This is a genomic window from Rhodopirellula halodulae, from assembly GCF_020966775.1.
Lineage (GTDB): Bacteria > Planctomycetota > Planctomycetia > Pirellulales > Pirellulaceae > Rhodopirellula > Rhodopirellula halodulae.
In genome coordinates, this window is sequence record NZ_JAJKFV010000012.1 from 18,260 (window position 1) to 40,756 (window position 22,497).

Genomic DNA, 22,497 nt, shown 5'->3' on the forward strand with positions numbered 1-22,497 from the left:
GAGAAATTTGGGTCACAATCCGGCGATGAGAACGCAAATCTTGAGTCAGCGGTACGGCCGCCGCCGGCTATCGTTCTCGAGGGTAGGATTTTTCCGAATGGAACGAGGATCCAGCTTCACCGGCCCAGCAAGTGTCGCTCGAAGAACGCATAAACGACCCCATTGGAATCCGCGTTCGGTGAGTGATTTGGCCGATTGGTCATCGCAACGCGGTCGTGATATCCAAGCAAGCGGTTCACCGCGATCGTGTGATTGAGTGCTCGCCAACGCCCGATCGGATCCGCCGATCCACCTGAAACGAGGAACGGACGAGGGGCCATCAAAGCATGCAGTTCGTGCAAATCACGCCCCTCCTGAATCAAATCGGGATACAAGCCACGAGCGGGGTTTTGCTCGGTGATTGGGCCTCGATCTCGCCACGGCCGCGGGTGATAACCCAAATACCACGGCTCCCAGTAGTTCACGTCCGAGATTGTCTCGTCAAAAACGATTCCCGGATCCGACCACGCGGCACAGGCAAAACGATCGAACAAACAAGCCGCAAACATCGCCCACTTTCCACCGAACGAATGCCCCACGATGCCGATCCGATCTCGATCGACTTCTGGACGATCCGCCAACACCTGCCAAGCATTCGCTGCGGCGTAGGCCAGCATCGATAGCGGTTGAACCGACGCCTCATCAATCGAGGGATGATACAACGCATACGTTTTGGCTTGGGTCGCTTCCGTCGTGCCGATCGACAAGGTGACGAAACCACGTTTCGCCAATTGCAACGCAAAGTCGCGGTGGGGTTTGCCCAAGCCAATCGCAGTCTCCGGTTCGTAGTAAACCGAAAGCACCGCGGGAAGTGGGACTTCACCGTCTCCGCTGGAATTTGGAATCAACAGATACCCGGTGGTTTTCTCGTTCGGCGTCCATTGGAACTCGATCGTGTGACGCACCAAGCCATCCAGCGTCTCACTTTGCACAATTCTCGGCTTGGGATCTTCGATCCTTTCCGGCCACTTGCCCATCAACGTTTCCCAGTCATCCAGGATTTCTCGCCGTCGTCTCGGCCATTGAGCCGCTCGCGAAACCGCTGAACCGTCTTCAAACATCAACGGGGACCGATGCTCCGCCGAAGGTTCCAGATAGGCTCGCGGTGGTTTGCAATAAGCTGTCGGTTCAATCGGCACACCGAGGTTCGATGTCATCGAAGCCAACTGGTTGGGACGATTCCATCTCAGCTTCGCAACGAAGATCCGATTGTTGCTGCCATGTTTCTCAACACCTTCCGGCTGCATCCACTCCGCCACGGTCACCCACGTTTCGTTGGGTGAAACCCGCGTCACGCCAAAGTTCCCCAGCCTCGCACCATGTTCGGGTACCAAGACACGCTCGGACTTTCGGATCAAACAAAGGCGTTCCGGATCGACACGGGCGATGAACAACGGGGCTCGATGCCGGAAAACGTGATCGTTGTTTTCGGCGCGTCGTGTGTAGACCAAGAACAATCCATCGCTGTGGGTCACCCAGTGTTGCTGGGTGTTGTAATTCCCCAGCTCGCTGCCATCATCGAACGTCCATTTCACGGGCGGGCTGAACTCCAAGCCATCGTCGCTGGTGGCGACATAACCATGTTGGTCATTTCGAAGCGTCAGGAAGTACTTTCCGCCGAAGTGTGTTAGTGACGGTTCGTACAGGCCTCGATCAACGGGAATGGTCAAGGCGTTACCGTGTTCCACATAATGCAAGATTTCTCCGTCAAAGCGACATCGCACCACGATGGAAGAAAATTCTTTGTCTTGCGGCTTCTTGCAGTAAATCGGCAACAGCACATCACCGCCCGGCAGATCCAATCGCTGCGCACTGCCCGCACCCGCATTGTCAAAGATCGGATCGTCGGGCAAATCAACCACTCGCCAGTCCGACCAATTTTCGTGCCGCCGGTCCATCACGCTGTAGGCAATCCCACGCGGACGCACTCGCATCACTCGATTGTCGCGGTACCACACCGTTTGCCCGATTCCGAGCAAACGTTGGCTCGCCGCGTGCCACTGCGGGACAAAGTCACAAACCGTGGTTTCATCCCCCTCTCGCAGCAACTCCGCATTGCGTAACCCACCCCGAGGGATTTTGCCGTCGCGAACCGTTTGACGCGAAAAGGAATCGATGGGCTTCAGATCCGACCACCCCAATTCGGCCGGCCGTTTTCGCGATTGATGAAGACGGTAGAAGACGTCAGAACCCGACAACAGGAGTTTCTGAGTCGTCATCACTGCGGCGGGTTCAGCATCCTCGCTCGGGACAACGCCGACGCGAGCGTGCACCCAACATTGTTTTCCGTCAAATCCTTCGTGAGCCACGTCCAGCGAAATCGTGTAGTCGATTGGTTCCTGTTGCGTGGAAGACTTTGAAACGTCTCCGGCATCGGCGTGTTCGGAATCATAAAACCACTTTAGTGGAACACGAGTGACTTGCAGCGAATTCAATCGTGGGTATTCGCAGTGAGCCAGCAAAACGTGATCGCCCACAAACTCGATGGCGGTGTAGCAATACCAACCGTCCGGATCGGTGCCGACGTTGCGGATGTTTTGCCAAGTCTTGCCGTCGTCCTTGGAGATCGCAGCCGTAAATGGCCGCCTTCCGATCGGCTTTTGCTTTGCCAGTTCATCGTCGCCGTTGTTCCACAGCATCAGCAGATCGCCGGTTTGCGGAATCCGTTTGATCGAGGCGGGCGAGACCGTGGGCTGATTGATCGTTGAACGGGTCAGCTCTGACCAAGTGTCACCTTGATCCTCCGAGAACGAGATCAACTGACAATCTTGGCTTCGGCAAAACATCACCAGCCGTCCGTCAGCGAGTTCGACGACACCGGGTTCCTGAGCGAGCAATTCCGACCGCAAAGCTGTTTTGCTAGATTTCCATGTTGACCCGTGGTCATCCGACAAATAGCAAACCATCTCAGCGGAAGACCGGTACCCTTCCCAACCAACGCGGTAGTGAACTGCCAGCGGAACCACCAAGCGACCGCTGGCCAGTTGAATGACACGATCGTTGTTGAGAACGCTGTAGGACGGCATGTCCTCCGGAACCACGCGAATCGGATCGGCCCAACTTGCGCCCTCGTCGGAACTCGTTCGCATCAGAATCTCATCGAGGAATAGATGCTTTGCTTCCGGAGGTGGAGCGTATTTGCGAATGTAAAACAATGCGATCCGGTCGTCTTGCAAACGCAGTAGCGACACCGACATCAAATTCGAGTCCTCGCTGCCACGCTCGATCACCGAAACATCATTGGCCGACCAAGTGACCCCGCCATCGGATGATATTCGCGAAACCAGAGCCGCCGGCGCATGGTCACCGGTACCAATGAACTTGGTGTAGATCAGCAGCAACCGTCCATCATTGAGCTGAACAAAGTCACCTTCGCTGTTGCGTCCGTTCAGTTCGCGTGGCTGGATTCGCAGGACTTTCTCGATTCCATTGGGAACACCCGCCGGAGGACGCTGTGCCGCGACGTCGTGACCCCAAGAAGCCAGAGTTATCAAACTACAAAACAGCAAAACGCTTCTTTGAAACCGACGCATGGACAGGCTCGGAAAATGAGGAAGTCGCCAACCTCTTCTGGTGTGCAATCACAAATCCACCACGCGAACGCGTTGGCATCAGTGCGGCGGTGAGGTTGTGAGCGGCAAGGCGGGATAATAGGCGGGAATCGCGGATGCGACTGTGGCTCGCATGATAGTGCATTCTGAGCATCGCGAGCGAATTCAAGCGAATGCCTGGTCACAACAGGCCAACCGGCAGCAGAACGCTCGCCCAAACCACCCATGCACAAAACGCATCCGCAAGATGCGATGAATGCATTGGACGTTCGTTCCCGGCGCCCGATAATACCTAGACAGTTTCCAGGACTGTTTTCCCTGCCCGTCTCCGGTCTCGGTCGATTGGCACCAGTTTGCAACTTATTTGAGGAAGCGGACGATGAATCCCCACACACCATTTCCCGGCACACAATCGATGTTTTCTGACGACCAAGTTTGCAATGAAACACACGCATCGCGTGCGGACGTCTGCCGTCGTTTCGCGAAGCGATTTTTTCGTCAACGCGTTACTTTGCGTCCCTTCGCACTGACTCTGGGTTGCTTGGCGGCATCGACCACCGCGAGTTTGTTCGCGCAAGACGCAACCGGTTCTTCTTCCGCATCCCAAGCCGACGCGATCAGCAAGTGTCCGGTGATGGGAAACCCAGTGGGCCCCAACCGGCACACGGTTTCGGGCGCGATGTCCAATGGTGATTGGTGGCCCAACCAATTGAACTTGGACATCCTTCATCAGAATTCGATGAAGAGCAATCCGATGGGCGAAGACTTCGACTACGCCGCGGAGTTCAATTCGTTGGACTTGGCCGCAGTCAAAAACGACATCAAAGAACTGATGACGACGTCACAGGATTGGTGGCCCGCGGATTACGGGCACTACGGTCCGCTGTTCATCCGAATGGCTTGGCACAGTGCCGGGACCTACCGCGTGACGGACGGCCGAGGTGGTGCATCCGATGGCACGCAGCGTTTCGCTCCCTTGAATAGCTGGCCCGACAACGCGAACTTGGACAAAGCTCGACGGTTGCTTTGGCCCATCAAACAGAAATACGGTCGCAAGATTTCTTGGGCGGACTTGATGGTGTTGACCGGCAACTGCGCCTTGGAAGACATGGGTTTCAAGACGCTCGGATTCGCGGGCGGTCGCGAAGACGTTTGGGAACCTCAGAAGGACGTCTACTGGGGACCGGAAACCAAATGGCTGGGCGACAAGCGATACACCGACGACCGTGAGTTGGACAATCCTTTGGCGGCCGTTCAAATGGGTTTGATCTACGTGAACCCGGAAGGCCCCAACGGCAAACCGGACCCAATCGCCGCAGCGAAGGACATTCGCGAAACGTTTGGTCGCATGGCGATGAACGATGAAGAAACCGTGGCGTTGATCGCCGGTGGTCACACGTTCGGAAAGGCTCACGGTGCGGCTACGCCCGAAGGCAACGTGGGACCGGAACCGGAAGGAGAAGCGTTGGAAGCTCAGGGTTTGGGTTGGATCAACTCTCGCGGAACGGGCAACGGATCAGACACGATCACCAGCGGTCTGGAAGGTGCTTGGACCTCGACACCGGCCGAATGGTCGCATGGCTACTTTGAAAACTTGTTCGGCTACGAATGGAAGCTGGTCAAGAGTCCCGCCGGTGCGTACCAGTGGACTCCCGTCGATGAAAATGCAAAGGGCACCGTGCCCGACGCCCACGATGAATCCAAATCGCATGCACCGATGATGTTCACGACGGACTTGGCTCTGCGAATGGATCCAGCCTACGGAAAGATTTCGCGTCGTTTCTACGAAAACCCAGAACAGTTCGAGGAAGCCTTTGCGAAGGCTTGGTACAAGCTGACTCACCGTGACATGGGGCCCGTTTCGCGTTTGTTGGGTTCGGAAGTTCCCGAGCCTCAACTGTGGCAAGACCCCGTGCCGGAGGTGTCGCACGACTTTGTGGGTGCCAATGAGATCGAGCAACTGAAGCAAAAGATCTTGGCCACCGGTTTGGACTCGTCCGATTTGGTCTCGACCGCATGGGCATCCGCCTCGACGTTCCGTGGCAGCGACATGCGTGGGGGAGCCAACGGAGCACGTCTTCGTTTGGCACCTCAAAAAGATTGGGCGGTCAATGAACCGGCTCAGTTGCAACAAGTCCTCAGCAAACTGGAAGCAGTGCGTTCGGAGTTCAACGCATCACGCAAGGACAACGTCCGGATTTCGATGGCGGACATGATTGTGTTGGCTGGAAACGCGGGGGTCGAAGCGGCTGCGATGAAAGCCGGGCATCCGGTCCAAGTTCCGTTCGCACCTGGACGCACCGATGCGACGCAGGAGATGACCGATGTGGAAAGTTTTGAAGTGATGGAGCCCATCGCCGATGGATTCCGAAACTACCAAGCTCACAACGCCGATCGTCCCGCAGAAGAACTGTTGGTCGACAAAGCCAACTTGCTGACGTTGACCGCACCGGAAATGGCGGTGTTGGTTGGTGGGATGCGAGTGCTGGACACCAACGCGGGTGCTGGCCCACTGGCGGACTTGGGGAAATTCACCAAGCGTCCTGGCTCTCTGACCAACGATTTCTTTGTGAACTTGTTGGACATGAACACGATTTGGAAGAAGTCGCCAATGTGCGAACACTTCTTCGAAGGTCGCGACCGTGATTCCGGCAACCTGAAGTGGACCGCCAGCCGCGTCGATTTGGTTTTCGGTTCGAACTCACAATTGCGTTCGATCGCCGAGGTGTACGCCAGCGAAGACGCCAAGGAGAAGTTTGTGGAAGACTTCGTTGCCGCTTGGACCAAAGTCATGAATCTAGACCGTTTCGACCTCGAAACCACCAGCGACACCGGCACCCAAGTCGCCGCGAACTGACCTGCGTCCATAGTAGGTCAGGTTTCACCTGACGCCCCGGCCGATGCTTCGCAGAAGCGAGGCGTCGCGCCGGCAAAGGGCAATAACTCGACGAAATGAATTGGCCAATGACAATCGCCAGACAAGTCCTCGCCAGACAAGCCCTCGCCGACAAGTCTCAGTCTGCCTCACTGCAACGGGCTGTATTGGCGACGGTATTCGGTGGGTGTCACACCGGTCGACATTTTGAATTGCCGCGTCAGGTGACTCTGATCATAGAACCCCGTGTTCGCGGCAATCGCTCCGATGGGTTCCTCGGTGGTCTCCAACAGATACCGCGCCACACCGACTCGCACTTCGCGAATGTACTGGTTTGGCGTGATTTGAAACCGTCGCATGAACTCACGATGAAGCTGACTGGCGGACAGGTTGGCTTGTTCCGCCAAGTCAGCCACTGAGATTGGATCGCCGTAGAAGTTGCTGACAAACTGCACGACCTTCACCAATCGCAAATGCCCACTCTCGGGCGCATCCGCGTCTTGATAGCGTCGTTTGACACCCGCCAATGCCACCACGTCGCCGCGAGCATCCATCAACGGAACTTTGTGGCATGAATAGATCTGCGGCACGCCGCGACTGTCGGGAACCAACCAAATTTGATCTGTCAACGCTTCGCGCGAAGCGATGACCCGGCGGTCTTCTTCGACATATTGAGTGGCGATCGCGGGCGGGAAAAAGTCGAAGTCTGACCGCCCGATGATGCAAGATTCATCCTCCACGCCGATCACGCGACACATGACACGATTGCCGCGCAGATAGCGTCCGTCGGCCGATTTCACGTACATGTAGATTTGCGGCAAAAAATCGAACAAATCGAAACATGCCATCGGATTCACAATGCTTCCGAAGACCTGTTGTCGCCACTCGCTCAAAGCAGCGTCCGCGAGAGGGGTTACAGGAGAATTCATGCGAGGATTTTACAAATCGATGCAATGATTCGGCAAGACGCATGCGGAACCATGAACCATAATTGTTAGCTGGCGACATGGTGGCCCCATTGCCGCGTACGCTTGGTTGAGCCGATGCCCTTCGGATGCACAACCATGCCAACGTCGCCCCCCGCCCTCGGTGAACGTCCGTTCGAGGAACGTCACCCCACTCCCGCCACATTGATTGTATGAGCCGTCGCGAATTCAACGCACGATCCCGTGCCCTTGATCACGCCTTTCCAATTCGACGGCCAGTGATCAGCACGCGTTTAACCGCTTACTCGTTCCAACACATCGGCGAAGCATCGCGTGCGGGCCAATTGTTGATCGCTCTGACCTTGTTCGGCATAGCCTTCTCGATGGCGTGCGTTGGCAATGCGGAGGAGGTCTCGTTTTCTCGCGATGTCTTGCCGGTGCTGTCGGACCGATGCTTTCATTGTCATGGTCCAGACGAAGAAAACCGTGAAGCCGGTTTGCGTTTGGACGTCGAATCGGCGGCCAAGGAAGACTTGGGCGGGTATGCCGCGATCACTCCCAATGATTTGGAAGCCAGCGAGATTTGGAACCGCATCACGTCCGATGACGAATACGAAGTCATGCCGCCTCCGGATTCGCATCGCAAACCGTTGACGGAACGCGAACGCGAGGCAGTCCGCCAATGGATTGAACAGGGAGCTCCCTGGGGAAAGCATTGGTCGTTCGAACCGATTCAACGTCCCAGTCTCCCAGAGCTGAACGTAACGAAATCGAGTTCATCAGAGGCCGTGACTGCGGACGAATCAACTCACCCGATCGACTCGTTTGTCATTGCTCGACTCGCGGACGAAGACCGAACGCTGAGCCCTCCGGCCGATTCAATCACGCAGCTTCGACGATTGGCATTTGATCTGACGGGAATGTCACCCACTCCCGAGCAAATCAAACGCTATCAAACGCGATTGCGGGATGGTGACCCAACCGCTTGGACGCAGGCCATCGAAGAAATGCTGGAATCGCCCCACCACGCCGAACGAATGGCGATGTGGTGGTTGGACGCGGCCCGATACTCCGATTCCGACGGGTTCCAACAAGACGCAACCCGAGAAAACTGGCCATGGCGCGACTGGGTGATCGAACAATTCGCTCAGAATCGACCGTTTGACGAGTTCACGATCGAACAATTTGCCGGCGATTTGCTGCCAGGCGCGACTCCTGAGCAGAAGTTGGCAACCTGCTTTCATCGCAATCACATGACCAACGGCGAAGGCGGTCGCGACCCCGAAGAATCTCGCATCGATTACGTGATTGATCGAGTCAACACGACCGGCACGGTCTGGCTGGGACTGACGCTTGGCTGCGTGCAGTGTCACACGCACAAGTTCGATCCCATCACGCATCACGATTACTACTCGCTGTCCGCCTTCTTCAACAGCATTGATGAGGACGGGCGGGCGGGGATGAATGCCAAACCGTACCTCGAATACGAATCCCCCAAAGCGAAACAACAATCCGAAGCATTCGCGGCTTTTGTTAAAGAATGCGAACAGTTCGAGTCTGCTGAAAAAGAGCGGGCGATCCAGCGCTTCGACGCGTGGTTGAACGACTTTCAAACGAATCTGCCAAACGAACATGTTGTCTGGCACACACCGCAACCAACGGTCAGCGGCGTGGAAGGAACGCAGTTCCAAGTCGAAGACAATCAGATCGTCCAGACCACAGGCCCCAAAACGATGCATGATGATTATCGCATCGTTCTGTCGCTGCCAGACGACCTACCTCGCGTGACGGGCATCCGCCTCGAAGTCTTTCCGCACGAATCGCACGTGGACGGTCGCTTCTCACGGGATGGCAACGGTGAGTTCACACTCACCAATGTTCTGACCATGGGACGCCGTGACGGCAGCCCGTCGGAAACCCAGATCGACTTAGTACGAGCCACCGCGGACGTGGAGGCCGACAAAAAACGTGAAACCAAGTGGGACACACGGTACAGCCACATCAAAGAGACGCTGAATGATGACGCGCGTGACGGATGGACCACCGAAGGAGTCAAAAAGATCGAACCTCACGTCGGCGTGTACGAGCTTGATTCGCCTTGGGAAACCCAACCCGGCGACCAATTCATCGTGCTTCTGCGTCACCGTTCGACTCACGGGCACGCGAACATTGGCCGATTCCGAATTTCACTGACCTCGGAGTACGGCGAAACAGTCCACCGAGTTGACGGCGGATCACCGCTGAAAGAATTAGTCGAATTTCTGCGGCGGCAGAACGTGCAAAGCGAAGCCGACAACTCGGATGCTTCGGACGCGGAACCAAATTCGCTTGTTCAATTGGATGACCAACTACGCAAACGTTTGTTGGACCAGTATTTGGTGTCCGACGAAGCCTATCAACAGGCGAGCCAACGTTTGTCGCGGGCTCGCAAGCAACAGAAAGACCTCCAACGACAATCAAAGCCACGTCGCGTGATGGTCTTGAGCGAGCGTGAAAAAGCTCGTGACACGCACGTCTTGGTTCGCGGCGTTTGGGATGCGAAAGGCGACGTTGTTCAACGAGCTGTCCTGCCGAGCGTGTTGCCACGACCGGCCGAAGAAACCCAGACACGTTTGGATTTGGCCAACTGGATCGTTGATCGTGAAAATCCGCTGACCGCACGGGTCATTGTCAATCATCTTTGGCAATTGATGTTCGGCAACGGGTTGGTGCGAACGCCGGGTGACTTTGGCTTGCAAGGCGAGTTGCCAACCCATCCCAAATTGCTCGATTGGTTGGCCGTTGAGTTGCTGGACAACGACTGGGATTTGAATCACGTGCTTCGATTGATCGCGACCAGTCAAACGTACCGGCAAAGCAGCGTCGCAACGCCGGAGATGCTGCAGTGGGATCCAGAAAATCGAATGCTGGCCCGCGCCCCGCGATTCCGATTGCCGGCCTGGATGATTCGTGACAATGCATTGCGAGTGTCCGGTTTGCTCACGCCCACCATCGGCGGCCCTCCCGTGTTGCCGTACCAACCCGACGGGGTTTGGGCGGAAATCACGATGGGACGGTTCGACTATCAACCCAGTGTCGGACCGCCTCAATACCGCCGCACTTTGTACGCATTCTGGCGTCGCAGCAGTGCTCCCACGTTTTTGTTCGACAGTGCACAGCGTCGGGTTTGCGAAGTCGGGGTGCGGCGCACCAACACTCCGCTGCATGCACTGACACTGATGAACGACACGACCATGTTGGAAGCATCGCGAGCATTGGCCGACGAAGCGGTTGCCGAGGCCAACGAATCCATATCGAATTCGGATGCGAGCAAGACCGCTTGGATGGATCAAGCCAACACGATTGCCATGCGAGTCCTCTCGCGTGAATTATCGCAGGACGAACTGATGTCACTGCAATCGGTTTGGGACCGAGCCTTGGCTTACTACGACAAGCATCCCGAATCGGCAGTGAGCTACTGCACCGTGGGCCAGCGTCCTCCGCCGACGCTCGAGCACGCACCGCCGACCGCGGCTTGGCAAACCACCGCCAGCCTGTTGCTGAACTTGGACGAAGCCATGACCCGCGAATAGTCGGTCCGTCGTTTTGTCTTTCAATCCAATCATCCATTTGAAACCGAATCAATGCTTCCCTCAAAGCTTCCTTCGAACGCAATGCAACTTGGCCGCCGAAGTTTTCTCGGCCAAGCCGGATTGAATTTCGGTGCGTTGGCCGCTGGCGTCATGCTCGGCGACGAATTGGCAGCCAAAAGCCTTGAAAAGGAACTGCCGCACTTCGCTCCGAAAGCCAAGCGAGTCATTTTCCTGACTCAGTCAGGCGGGCCGTCACAGATCGAATTGTTCGATCACAAACCGGAGCTGCCGAAACTTGCCGGGACCGAATTGCCCGATAGCGTCCGACAAGGACAACGACTGACGGGGATGACGAAGAACCAGAAGCAGTTGATCTTGCCGGCGATCACCAAGTTTCACCGCCACGGTGAATGCGGTCGCTTGATCGGTGAATGGCTGCCGCACATCGGTTCAATCTCCGACGAGTTGTGCTTCGTCAAATCCATGGTGACCGACGAGATCAATCACGCACCCGCGATGACGAAGTTTTTGACCGGCCATCAACTGCCCGGACGTCCCAGCTTCGGTGCTTGGGCGAGTTACGGCTTGGGAACCATGAATCGCAACTTGCCCGATTACGTGGTGCTGATCTCCAAAATGAAACGAGGCAGCGATCAACCGCTCTACGATCATTATTGGGGCAGTGGTTTCCTTCCATCCAAACATCAAGGCGTCAAGCTGCGTAGTGCAAAGGATCCGGTCCTCTATTTGAACGATCCGGACGGTTTTCCTCGCGAACTTCGGCGTGAAATGCTGGACGGTTTGGCGAGCCTCAACCGTTCGCATCATGAACAAACACTCGACCCTGAAATTGAAACGCGAATATCGCAGTACGAAATGGCGTTTCGGATGCAAACCAGCATCCCCGAATTGACCGACCTCAGCGACGAATCAGACGAAACGTTTGAATTGTACGGCCCCGATTCCCGACGTCCGGGAAGCTATGCCGCGAACTGCATCTTGGCGCGTCGCTTGGCCGAGCGAGACGTTCGGTTCATTCAGTTGTTTCATCCGGATTGGGATCACCATTCGCGTTTGAGTTCTTGGTGCGTGTCGCGTTGCGTGGACACGGACCAACCCAGTGCCGCGTTGGTGATGGATTTGAAACGCCGGGGGTTGTTGGACGACACGCTGGTGATCTGGGGTGGTGAGTTCGGTCGTGGCGTTGCCGGCCAAGGCAAATGGGATTCGCCGGAAGCCGGTCGCGATCATCATCCGCGATGCTTCACAATTTGGATGGCGGGTGCCGGAATCAAGCCTGGATTCAGCTACGGCGAAACGGACGACTTCAGTTACAACGTGGCCGAAAACCCGGTTCACGTGAGGGATCTGCACGCAACCGCCCTTCATGTTCTTGGAATCGATCACGAACGATTCACCCACCGCTATCAAGGACTGGATTTCAAACTGACCGGCGTAGAACCTTCGCAGGTGGTTCACGATTTGCTGTCTTGAAACCTCACCGACTGCCCAAGTTTTTCGCGAAACAACGATCACGATCGAACGTCGAAACGCACGCCTCCCAACATTGAATTTCCGTAGCGTTTCGATCGGTCATCTCAAACAACTTCGACATCTCTTGATTTCACAATTTTCACTTGAGTTTTCACCCATGCATCATTGGTCTCAACGGATTTGCCTGACGTTTGTCATCGCAACAACGTCGATGATCGCCACGGCCGAGGACGATCAGTCGCAGACCTTGCCGGAGACGATTCGTTTCAACGATCACATCCGACCGATTTTCAACGCGCAGTGCACGGCCTGTCATGGCGGCGTCAAACAAGCCGGCGATGTATCGTTCGTCTATCGCGACAAGGTGCTGCCTCCGGATGGCTGGGTCATTGAACCAGGCGATCCCGAAGCGTCCATCATTATGGAACGCATCACGTCGGAGGACGAATACGAAGTCATGCCTCCGCCGGAGCATGGACCACCGTTGAGCGATTACGAAGTCGCTTTGGTCCGACGATGGATCGAGCAAGGAGCCAAGTGGGGTGAGCACTGGGCCTACGAAAAGCCGAATGCTCCTGAGATGCCGGTGGTCAGCGACGTCGATTGGTGCCGCCAATCCATTGACCGATTCGTCTTGGCCAAGTTGGACGAGAAGGGATATGCCCCGTCGCAGGACGAGATCCCATCGCGTTGGTTGCGGCGGGCCACATTGGACCTGACCGGTTTGCCACCGACGCCGGAAGACGTCAACGATTTCGAGCAAACCATCCAAGACAAAGGCGAAATTGCCTATGAAGAAGCCGTCGACCGACTGCTGCAACGTCCCGAGTTTGGGGAACGCTGGGCAAGTGTTTGGTTGGACCAAATCCGCTACGCCGATTCCAAGGGACTGGGGCTGGACGGTCCACGAACGACGTGGAAGTACCGTGACTATGTCATCGACGCGTTCAACCGTGACATGCCGTATGACGAGTTCACGATTCAGCAGATCGCGGGCGATTTGAAAAAGAACCCGAGCATCGAAGACTACATCGCCACGGCGGCCCATCGTTTGACTCAGTCGAACGAAGAAGGCGGCACCGATGACGAAGAGTTTCGCGTCGAAGCGATCTTGGACCGGGTCAACACGACTTGGCAAGTTTGGCAAGGCGTGACGTTTGGGTGCGTTCAGTGTCACAGCCATCCGTACGACCCGTTTGAACACGATGAGTACTACGAGTTCGCAGCGTTCTTCAACAACACGGCCGACAGTGATCTGAACGAAGATTGGCCGGTGCTGCGAGTCCCAGTCGATCCGGCTCACTATGACCAAGCCGCCGAGTTGGACGCTCAGATCCGTCCATTGGAACGAACCATTTGGGAACAGGAATACGCGACGCTCGCCAATGCGGAATTGTGGAATCCGATCAAAACCTTGTCGGCGTCCACCAACAAAGCCACCCAAGTCGCGGTGGAAGACAAAACGGACCACGCCGAATTTCACACCGTTGGCACCGTCGCCAGAAACACGGACATCACGTTGGAATCGGAATTCCCGGAAGGAATGGATCAACTGACCGCGGTCCGCTTCACGGGCATGCCGCTGGATCCTGAAAAGGCCGTTTCGGACTCCGAATGGGGATTCGTGTTGTCACACGTGGAAGCCAAATTGGTTCTGCCCGGTGAGGAAGAGCCGAAGATCATCGAGTTCGCCGATGTGATCTCGGACGAGCCGACACCGTTCTACGATCCGAGAAAGAGTTTGGATGGAAAATCGAATCAAGGGTTCTCCGCCTACACCCGAATCCACTACCCACGTTCCGCTGCATTTGTGCTGAAGGAGTCCATGCCGATTCCGGACGGTGCGAAGTTGCAGTTCACGATCAAGCACCGCGTCTATTTGTTGGCCGCGTTCTCACTGGTCACGCGGCGTGGTCACTTGGCGGTATCCGACAGCGAAGCGTTCCAAGAGCTTCTTGCCAATGCCGACTTGAAAGAGCAACGTGACCAACTCGCGGACCTGAAATCGCGACGTGGCAAGATCAACACGACGACCGTTCCGGTGTTGGCTGAACGAGAAGCTCACTTGGCTCGCCCGAGCCACGTTTTCATTCGCGGGTTGTTTTTGACCAAAGACAAAGAGGTGACCCCCGGCACGCCCGCTTCGATGCCGGAGCTGGAAACGGAAGGTTCCGCCGACCGCATGGCACTCGCGCGATGGTTGGTCAGTGATGAGAATCCTCTCACAGCTCGCGTCGCGGTGAACCGCGTTTGGTCCCAGATCTTTGGAATTGGATTGGTTGCCACCGAAGAAGATTTCGGCTCCTCCGGTGAGGCTCCTTCGCACCCGCAATTGCTAGATCACTTGGCGGTTCGGTTTCAGAACACTCATCAATGGAAGTTCAAACCGTTGATTCGCGAAATTCTGCTTTCACGGACTTACCGACAATCCAGCGTTGTCACCGAAGAACTGAAGACCGAGGATCCGGCCAACCGTTGGCTAGCCCGTGGTCCTCGCCACCGCTTGGATGCGGAAACCGTTCGCGATCAGGCGTTGGCGATTTCAGGGTTGCTCAGCGACACCATGCACGGTCCGCCGGTGCACCCACCGATTCCCGATGGCGTGTGGACGCCGTTTGCCGGATGGGACAAATGGAACACGCCCAAGACCGACGATGGCAATCGTTATCGCCGTTCGATCTACACCTACACCAAACGCAGCATTCCATTCCCGATGTTTGCCGCGTTCGATGCTCCTTCGCGTGAGTTCTGCACGCCTCGTCGTTTGCGATCCAACACACCCATCCAAGCGTTGATGACGTTGAACGATCAAACGTTCGCGGAATGTGCTGCGGCGTTTGCCGAAAGAATGCGTGACGAGTCCGAGGCTGTTTCCGACCAGATCCGATCGGGTTTTGAACGAGCCACCTGTCGTGAGCCTTCGGCAGAGGAGCTGACAGAACTGGTCCAGCTCCACCAACAAATTGAAGAACTGAAAACCGGCGATCCGCTGGCGATGGTTGCCAACGTGCTTTTGAATCTCGATGAGGTTTTGACCAAATGAATCTGAACTCTATCCAACCAACCGCCGCTCAAGGTCGCCGTCGTTCGCTCGGTCAAGAATTGGCCGCCCAAACGCTGAATCACCATACCCGCCGACACTTCCTTCGTGACTCCACCGTCGGTTTGGGTGCGTTGTGGATGGCCATGCAAAATCAGGCCAACGCGAGAAACGCCGTTGTGCCTGAGCATTCCGCCAACAATCCACTCAGTCCGCTGGCACCGCCGATGCCGGCGAAGGTTAAACGAGTGATCTTCCTGCATATGATCGGTGCACCGAGTCAGCTGGAACTGTTTGACTACAAGCCGACGTTGAAAGAACTGGACGGCAAGGACTGCCCGCAATCGTTCTTGGAAGGCAAACGATTCGCCTTCATTCAAGGCACGCCAAAGATGCTTGGCCCGCAATACCCGTTCCAGCAACACGGTGATTCGGGGGCCTGGGTGTCCGACCGCATGCCGCACTTGGCGAAGCAAGTCGATGACATCTGCTTCATCAAATCCATGCAGACCGATCAGTTCAATCACGGCCCGGCTCAGTTGATGGTGCACACCGGCCAATCGCGAATGGGCTACCCATCGATTGGGTCTTGGGTGACGTGGGGATTGGGTAGCGAGAACGAAGACCTTCCCGGCTACATGGTTTTGTTGTCAGGCGGTCGTCTGCCTCGTGTTGGCAAGGCACTTTGGAGTTCAGGCTTCTTGCCTTCGGTTTACCAAGGCGTCCAGTGCCGATCCAAAGGCGATCCGGTTTTGAACATTTCCGATCCCGAAGGCACAACCCGTCAAGCTCGACGTGCCATGCTGGATTCGCTGAATCGTCTCAACCAAACTTCGCACGAAACGTTTGGTGATCCGGAAACGATCACTCGCATCGCGCAGTACGAAATGGCTTTCCGAATGCAAACGGCGGTTCCGGATGCAATGGACATTAGCAAAGAGCCTCAGCATGTTCTGGACATGTACGGTGCGGAACCTGGCAAGGAATCCTTTGCGAACAACTGTTTGCTGGCTCGTCGATTGGCACAGCAAGGCGTGCGTTTCATCCAGCTTTACGACTGGGGTTGGGACTCGCACGGTGCCGGCAAGAACGAAGCGTTGAATGAAGGCTTCAAAGACAAATGCAAACAAGTCGACCAACCCACATCGGCATTGCTGGCAGATTTGAAAGCCAATGGCATGCTGGATGACACGTTGGTGATCTGGAGTGGCGAGTTTGGACGGACACCGATGCGGGAAAACCGTGGCGGAACGGAGATGACCTATATCGGTCGCGATCACAACCCTTCCGCGTTCACGCTCTGGATGGCGGGTGCGGGAGTCAAAGGCGGTTTCTCCTACGGCGAATCAGACGAAGTCGGCTACAACGCCGCGGTGAATCCCGTTCACCTGCGTGACTTCCATGCCACGCTGCTTCACCTGTTGGGATTCGAACACGAGAGCCTCTACTATCCGTTCCAAGGTTTGAATCAAAAACTCACGGGAGTTAAACCGGCGCGAGTGATTGACGACATCCTTGCCTAGCGAATGACCGTCGGCGAAAAGTCTGCTTTCACCGACAATACCGCGTTTGCACGCAGGCCGTTGGTGACCTGATCGCATTGCGTTTCGGTACCGGCCTGTGGGCGACTGGCAACCGAACAGATAAGCGAATGGCAGCCGGGCAAACGTCAATGCGGACCAGCGGCGAGCTTCGCGTCCAATTGGTCAATGGCTTTTCGAATCGCGGGGTCTTGGCTCGCAATCAAATTGTTGCTCTCCCCCGGATCCGATCGCAGGTCATAGAACTCATCGCGTCCCGCGTTGAGCGTGTCTCGAATGAGCTTGTACTGCGGAGTGCGATAGCCCCGCAAAGTCGCTTGAGCATAGTGAACCATTTTGTATTCACTGTAGAAGCCTTGTTCCCATCCGCTTGGCGTTTGACCTCGCATCACCGAAGTGAGGCTGCGACCGGGAAGCGATGACAACACGTTGGAACCGCCGGCGATGTCGGCAAACGTTGGGAACCAATCCAGATGCGTTGCGGTGTCGATGATCACCGTCTCAGGTTCGATCACGCCGGGCCAGCGAATGATCGTGGGGACGCGAAGTGACAAATCGTACAAGTTGGGACGGTATTTGTCCGAGATGACTCGCGTCCCATGATGGGTCTCGCCCGGCGGCTTCTGCTTCGTCGCCCATATCCCGTTGCCTTTGTGCCAGATCCCGTTGTGGCCCATGTTGAAACCGTGATCGGACGTGAAGACAACGACCGTGTTCTCACGCAATTGCAACTCATCGATCGTCGCGAGCAGTTTTCCTAGATTGCGGTCCACGCCTGTCGTGCTTGCCAGGTATTCCTTAATCTTCTTTCGTATGGACTTCTCATCCAAACCTGGATAGCTCGGAATGGCAACGTCCGTCGATTGATAGGGTTCCAAATCCTCCGGGGCCACCGGCAACCACGGCCCATGCGGGGCTCGCGTCGACAGGCATAAAAAGAACGGCCGGTCCGAGTTTCGCTTCACGAACTCGATGCCTTCGTGGGTCAACAAATCGATCGTCAGGCCGTCCATTCGCTGGACCTTGCCGTCTTTTTCCAATTCAGGATCTTTCGGCGACGTCCCGCCGCCGGTCAGTCCCATGAAGTAGTCAAAGCCATGACTGGTTGGGTGCCGACTCGCGTCGTTGCTGTCCGTCCAATCACCCAGGTGCCACTTGCCGATCAATCCCGTTCGATACCCACGGTGCTGCAACATCTCCGCGATGGTGACGGTTTCGTCGCCGTTCAAGAAAACGTCCTCGCCAGGAACGAACAGCTTGTGTCCCGGTTGCGGAATGAAGTCGGTGATGCCCAATTGGCTGGCGTAACGCCCGGTCATCAAAGCGGCGCGAGCGGGACTGCAAACCGGCGTCGTGCAAAAGAAATTGCGAAAGACGGCACCTTCTTTTGCCAAGCGGTCCATGTTGGGGGTCGATGGAACGGGCACGCCGTCAAACTGCCCCGCGCGGACCGCTTCGCCAAAAGCCCAGGGTGCCTGATCGTCCGTGAGCACCATGACGATGTTCGGTCGTTCCGCGCACGCACGAGGCAACACAGCGCCACAGACGATCGCCGCGAAGCACACGAACCCGAGCACGTGACTCGATGCACCGATGAGCACCGCTTGGTTAACTTTCGTTGCTGTTGCCATCTCGTTCGATCGTGCCTCGTTTGCCGGTGCCGGATAGGAAACGCAGCATGATACCCCGACCGAACCAGGGCTGCTCAAGCCGATGCGATCTTACAAATCGTCTTCTTCGCCGAAGGCACCCAACGACGAAAGCAGTTCGCTCATCTCCGCCGCCGCATGAGCGTCGTTTTGCGATCGCGCCTGGTCGATTCCATCGCGAAGAATCGAACGTGCTTCATCGATCCGTCCCAAGTCCACCAATTGCTGGGCCGCCATGAAGAACGCGGGAACGTACGGCGGATCATCCGTGAACAGCTCTCGCAGTTTCACCAAGCTCGTTTCATGGTCGCCCTCCGAGCGATATTCCATGGCCAGCGAATAACGCAAAAATGTGTCCGTTGGGTCGTCCACCAACATCGCTTCGATCTTTTCTCGTCGTGACATATTTCAAAAGCAAAAGGAATTGCGAGAGTCTGTGAAACTCGACGGGTATCGTTTCGAACCCGGCCATTGCTGGGGGGTGAACGCCGCCTGTCGTCACTGTTTGCACAGACCAAATTTTCGTCCAAACCGTCATCGTCCTCCAATTTGATTCAGCACGGAATACCCGGACAGCCGATACCACGATCGAATCACCCTTTCGTGTCACGAGACGAGTACAAAAATGTCACGCGGTCTTTGTCAACTCATTACCCAATTGGCGTCGCCAAGCCGCCGTTTGTCGGTCTTCTTGGCCGCGACAATGTTGGCGACGTCGGTCTCGGTTGGCCCAGCCACCGATTCGTTGTTTGGGATCCCAACGGTTTCTGCACAAGAAACGTCCAACCAAGAAATCCAGCAGGTTGTTGGCAAACAACTGAGCGGACGCCGATCGTCACGAGGTTTGCTCGGCAATCTGTTCGGTTCCTCTTCGTCCTCGTCCTCCAAACGGGATGACGACGGCCGAACCGCGACGGCTGTTCCAAGTAACCGCGAAGTGGACTGGAGTGGCATTCCAACGCACGGAAGCCGCACTCAATCGACGACCACCCGACGTTCCACCGCCAGTTCCACGCCGCTGCGTGATCCGAACGAGGCACGTCGCGTCGCATCGCAACCGCGTACCACGACCAACAGCTCTGTACCGCAACCACCGAAGTTGGAATCCACGGCCTCGCGCCCATCGACTCCTATTCGTGTCGAAAGCAAAACGGCTCCCGCACCGATCGTACGCCGTGGAACCGTGCGAACTCCCGTGGCGATCTCACCCGTGCAAACCGAGCCTGTGGAAATCGTCCCCAAGGTTTCGCGTCGCATCTTGAAAGTCGAAACGTCACCGACCACGGAACCTCTTTCCGAGACCGAATCTTCGCGTCGTCGCAAGCCAACCACCGTCGCCAAGACGGAGCCAACCAAGGAAACTCAACCGGCTCCCGTTGCCAAGCCAGCTCCAAAGAAAACACCTTCGGCCGAGATCGCCAAGGCGGAACCTGCTCCGGCACCAGCACCCGTGAAGAAACCTGAGCCCGTGGCAGTTGCCAAGAGCGAGCCTCAACCGGTGGCGAAACCAGCCCCGTCTGTGCAGCAAACGCCACCTGCCCAACCTGCACCGGCACAACCACAGCCAAAAATCGCGGCCAGTGGTCAGCCCAAAACAGTGGCGCCATCGCAACCGGCACCAACCGTTGCCGCACCCGCACCGACTCAGCGTCGCATCAGCCAACTGGTGCCACCAACCAGCGTCGCGACCAAGCCTGCTCCTTCGCAACCAGCCGTTGCACCGGAGACCGCTTTCGCACCATCGCCGGCCAAGACCGCTTCCTCGCCAACGATGACGTTGGGTGAAGCTCGTCAAGCTCCTTCGGCACCCGCCGACTCGTTCAGCACCGCCAATCGTCAACTGGCTGCACCTCAGCAGGCACCGTTCCAAGCCGCCACGGCACCAACGGAAACGCCGACCAAGATGCAGACCTTCGGCGGAACCCGTGCTGATTCTCGCTCTTCGGGATCACTCGCAGTCAGCGAACCCAACGGCATCGCCTTGCACCCGATCAGCGATCGACTTCCAGTGGTCAACGGCGACCAAGCCGCCGCATCGACGCTGGGCGAACCACAGTCACCATGGCATCAGTCCGGTGGCGTTTCCCACGATCAATTCCAGCCTCGTGCGACCTATGACACTCGTTCGCAAGTCGCCACCCGACCGTCGGGTCCGGCCTACCCGCAAGGCACCGCATCGGAAACCACGTTCCCCAACCAGATGCGTGGCACAACCACCATCCAAAATGAAGCCAACCTCACCGGTGCGACTCCCGCGATCACGTCCGCCAGCGAACTGCCAGGCATTCGCGTGACCACGGCCGGACCGAAGAAGGTCATGATCCGCCAAACGCATCCTTACGAAATTCGCGTTGAAAACCGTGGCTCCGTGACGGCCGAAGGCTTGGTTGTCCGAGCCTACATCCCCGACTGGGCGGATGTGGTCGGCCAACAGTCGACTCGGGGTGACGTTTCCGGATCGACCGAAAACAACGTTCGCCAACTGAATTGGCGGATTGAGGAATTGGCTGCTGGCGAATCCGAGCGAATGCTGGTTCGTTTGAAAGCGGCTCGTAGCGGAACCCACGACCTGAACGTCGATTGGACCATCGCACCGCAAAAAGAACGCATGCAGGTTCAGGTTCAAGAACCCGAATTGGCATTGACCATCGATGGTCCAGACGAAGTGATCTACGGCCAATCGAAGACCTACACCATTCGTGTCCTGAACCCAGGCGACGGCATCGCACCCAACGTGGTGTTCACCTTGTCACCTGAATCCAGCACGCCACAGAGCCAACGCATCGGTGACATTCCATCGGGCAAAGAAGCTCAATTCGAAGTCGAGCTGACCGCGCAAGACTTGGGCGATTTGAAGATCCACGGTCTTGCCGTTGGCGACTTGGAACTGAAAGCCGAAGCTGACAAGAACGTTCGCGTTTTGGCTGCTGACTTGGAAGCCGTCTTGAGCGGTCCCGAAGTCAAATACCAAAACACCGAAGCACTCTATCAGCTCGAGCTGACCAACCACGGCACCACCGCATCGGACGATGTTGTTGCCACGTTGACGTTGCCCATGGGCGTGACTTACGTCGGCGGGATGGAAGGAGCCTCGTTGATCGACAACCAACTGCGTTGGAAGATCGCTTCGTTGACTCCTGGTGCTCGTCGCAACTATCAATTCCGTTGCCGTCTGGATTCGACCGGACAGCATGAATTCACGTTCGATTGCAAAGGCAGCGCAGCGGGTCAAACCGGTGTGGCTTTGACGACCAACGTGGAAGCCATCGCTGACTTGGTGTTGTCCATCGACGACCCTTCGGCACCGGCACCTGTCGGCCAAGACGTGTCGTATGAGATCGTGATTCGCAACCGAGGCAGCAAGCCAGCCACCGACGTGCGAGCCATCGCTCAGTTCAGTCACGGCATCGAGCCGCAACAAATTCGTGGCCACGAAGGCGAAGTCATCACCGGCCAGGTGTTGATCAGTCCCATCGCACGGATCGATGCGGGTGCCGAAGTGCGGATGCAAATCGTTGCCAAAGCCGCCGAGGGTGGTCACCACCGATTCCGCACCGAAGTGCGAAGCGGTGACACGATCTTGGTCGCCGAGGAAGCAACGCACTACATGAACGCTCGCAACGAACGGATCAGCCGCCGCAGCGGCCCCGGCGGCAACGAGTTCTCCTTGCCACTGCGTTAGGAAACGGCGCGACTTCAACACCGATTTCATGGCTCGCTGGGGTGATGGCGAGCCGCGACCAATCGGCGTCTGAGTCGCACAGGCGGTTCTCTTGACCGATAAAATCAACGTAAACGGCGTCGAGGATT

At 56.6% G+C, this 22,497-nt stretch carries 10 protein-coding genes; 6 read left to right on the forward strand and 4 right to left on the reverse strand.

The genetic code is table 11. From position 1 onward, the window contains the following. Positions 1–116: 116 nt before the first annotated feature. Positions 117–3,572, reverse strand: coding sequence for an exo-alpha-sialidase (locus LOC70_RS11245; RefSeq protein ID WP_230253673.1), 3,456 nt, complete (start codon positions 3,570–3,572; stop codon positions 117–119). Positions 3,573–3,969: 397 nt separating this feature from the next. Here LOC70_RS11245 and katG point away from each other — a divergent pair, with 397 nt between their 5' ends. Then, positions 3,970–6,447: a catalase/peroxidase HPI gene (gene katG / locus LOC70_RS11250; RefSeq protein WP_315857246.1), complete on the forward strand. Its 2,478-nt coding sequence runs from the start codon at positions 3,970–3,972 to the stop codon at positions 6,445–6,447. Positions 6,448–6,614: 167 nt separating this feature from the next. Here katG and LOC70_RS11255 read toward each other — a convergent pair whose 3' ends face one another. Continuing rightward, a complete protein-coding gene (locus LOC70_RS11255) occupies positions 6,615–7,394 on the reverse strand; it encodes an AraC family transcriptional regulator (RefSeq protein WP_230253674.1) in 780 nt (259 codons plus the stop codon). A gap of 209 nt (positions 7,395–7,603) precedes the next feature. Here LOC70_RS11255 and LOC70_RS11260 point away from each other — a divergent pair, with 209 nt between their 5' ends. The 4 genes from LOC70_RS11260 to LOC70_RS11275 all read left to right on the forward strand — a co-directional run bounded on the left by LOC70_RS11260 (position 7,604) and on the right by LOC70_RS11275 (position 17,020). Continuing rightward, positions 7,604–10,963 carry a PSD1 and planctomycete cytochrome C domain-containing protein gene (locus tag LOC70_RS11260; RefSeq protein ID WP_230253675.1) on the forward strand — a complete coding sequence of 1,120 codons (3,360 nt, stop codon included), beginning with the start codon at positions 7,604–7,606 and terminating at the stop codon, positions 10,961–10,963. A 51-nt stretch (positions 10,964–11,014) separates the two neighbouring features. Further along, positions 11,015–12,457, forward strand: coding sequence for a DUF1501 domain-containing protein (locus LOC70_RS11265; protein WP_230253676.1), 1,443 nt, complete (start codon positions 11,015–11,017; stop codon positions 12,455–12,457). Between the two features lie 211 nt (positions 12,458–12,668). Beyond that, positions 12,669–15,500 carry a PSD1 and planctomycete cytochrome C domain-containing protein gene (locus tag LOC70_RS11270; protein WP_230253798.1) on the forward strand — a complete coding sequence of 944 codons (2,832 nt, stop codon included), beginning with the start codon at positions 12,669–12,671 and terminating at the stop codon, positions 15,498–15,500. After that, a complete protein-coding gene (locus tag LOC70_RS11275; RefSeq protein WP_230253677.1) occupies positions 15,497–17,020 on the forward strand; it encodes a DUF1501 domain-containing protein in 1,524 nt (507 codons plus the stop codon). The genes LOC70_RS11270 and LOC70_RS11275 overlap by 4 nt, the downstream gene beginning before the upstream one ends. A 146-nt stretch (positions 17,021–17,166) precedes the next feature. On the opposite strand, the gene LOC70_RS11280 is transcribed toward LOC70_RS11275, so the two are convergent. Together LOC70_RS11280 and LOC70_RS11285 are read right to left on the reverse strand one after the other, a co-directional pair. Beyond that, on the reverse strand, positions 17,167–18,669 hold the full coding sequence (locus LOC70_RS11280; protein WP_230253678.1) for a sulfatase family protein: 1,503 nt from the start codon (positions 18,667–18,669) through the stop codon (positions 17,167–17,169). 90 nt (positions 18,670–18,759) lie between these two features. Then, entirely contained in the window at positions 18,760–19,092 is a 333-nt protein-coding gene (locus LOC70_RS11285; RefSeq protein WP_230253679.1) for a tetratricopeptide repeat protein, read from the reverse strand. Positions 19,093–19,312: 220 nt separating this feature from the next. Here LOC70_RS11285 and LOC70_RS11290 point away from each other — a divergent pair, with 220 nt between their 5' ends. Beyond that, positions 19,313–22,369, forward strand: a complete 3,057-nt coding sequence (locus LOC70_RS11290) for a DUF11 domain-containing protein (protein ID WP_230253680.1) — start codon at positions 19,313–19,315, stop codon at positions 22,367–22,369. Positions 22,370–22,497 lie beyond the last annotated feature (128 nt).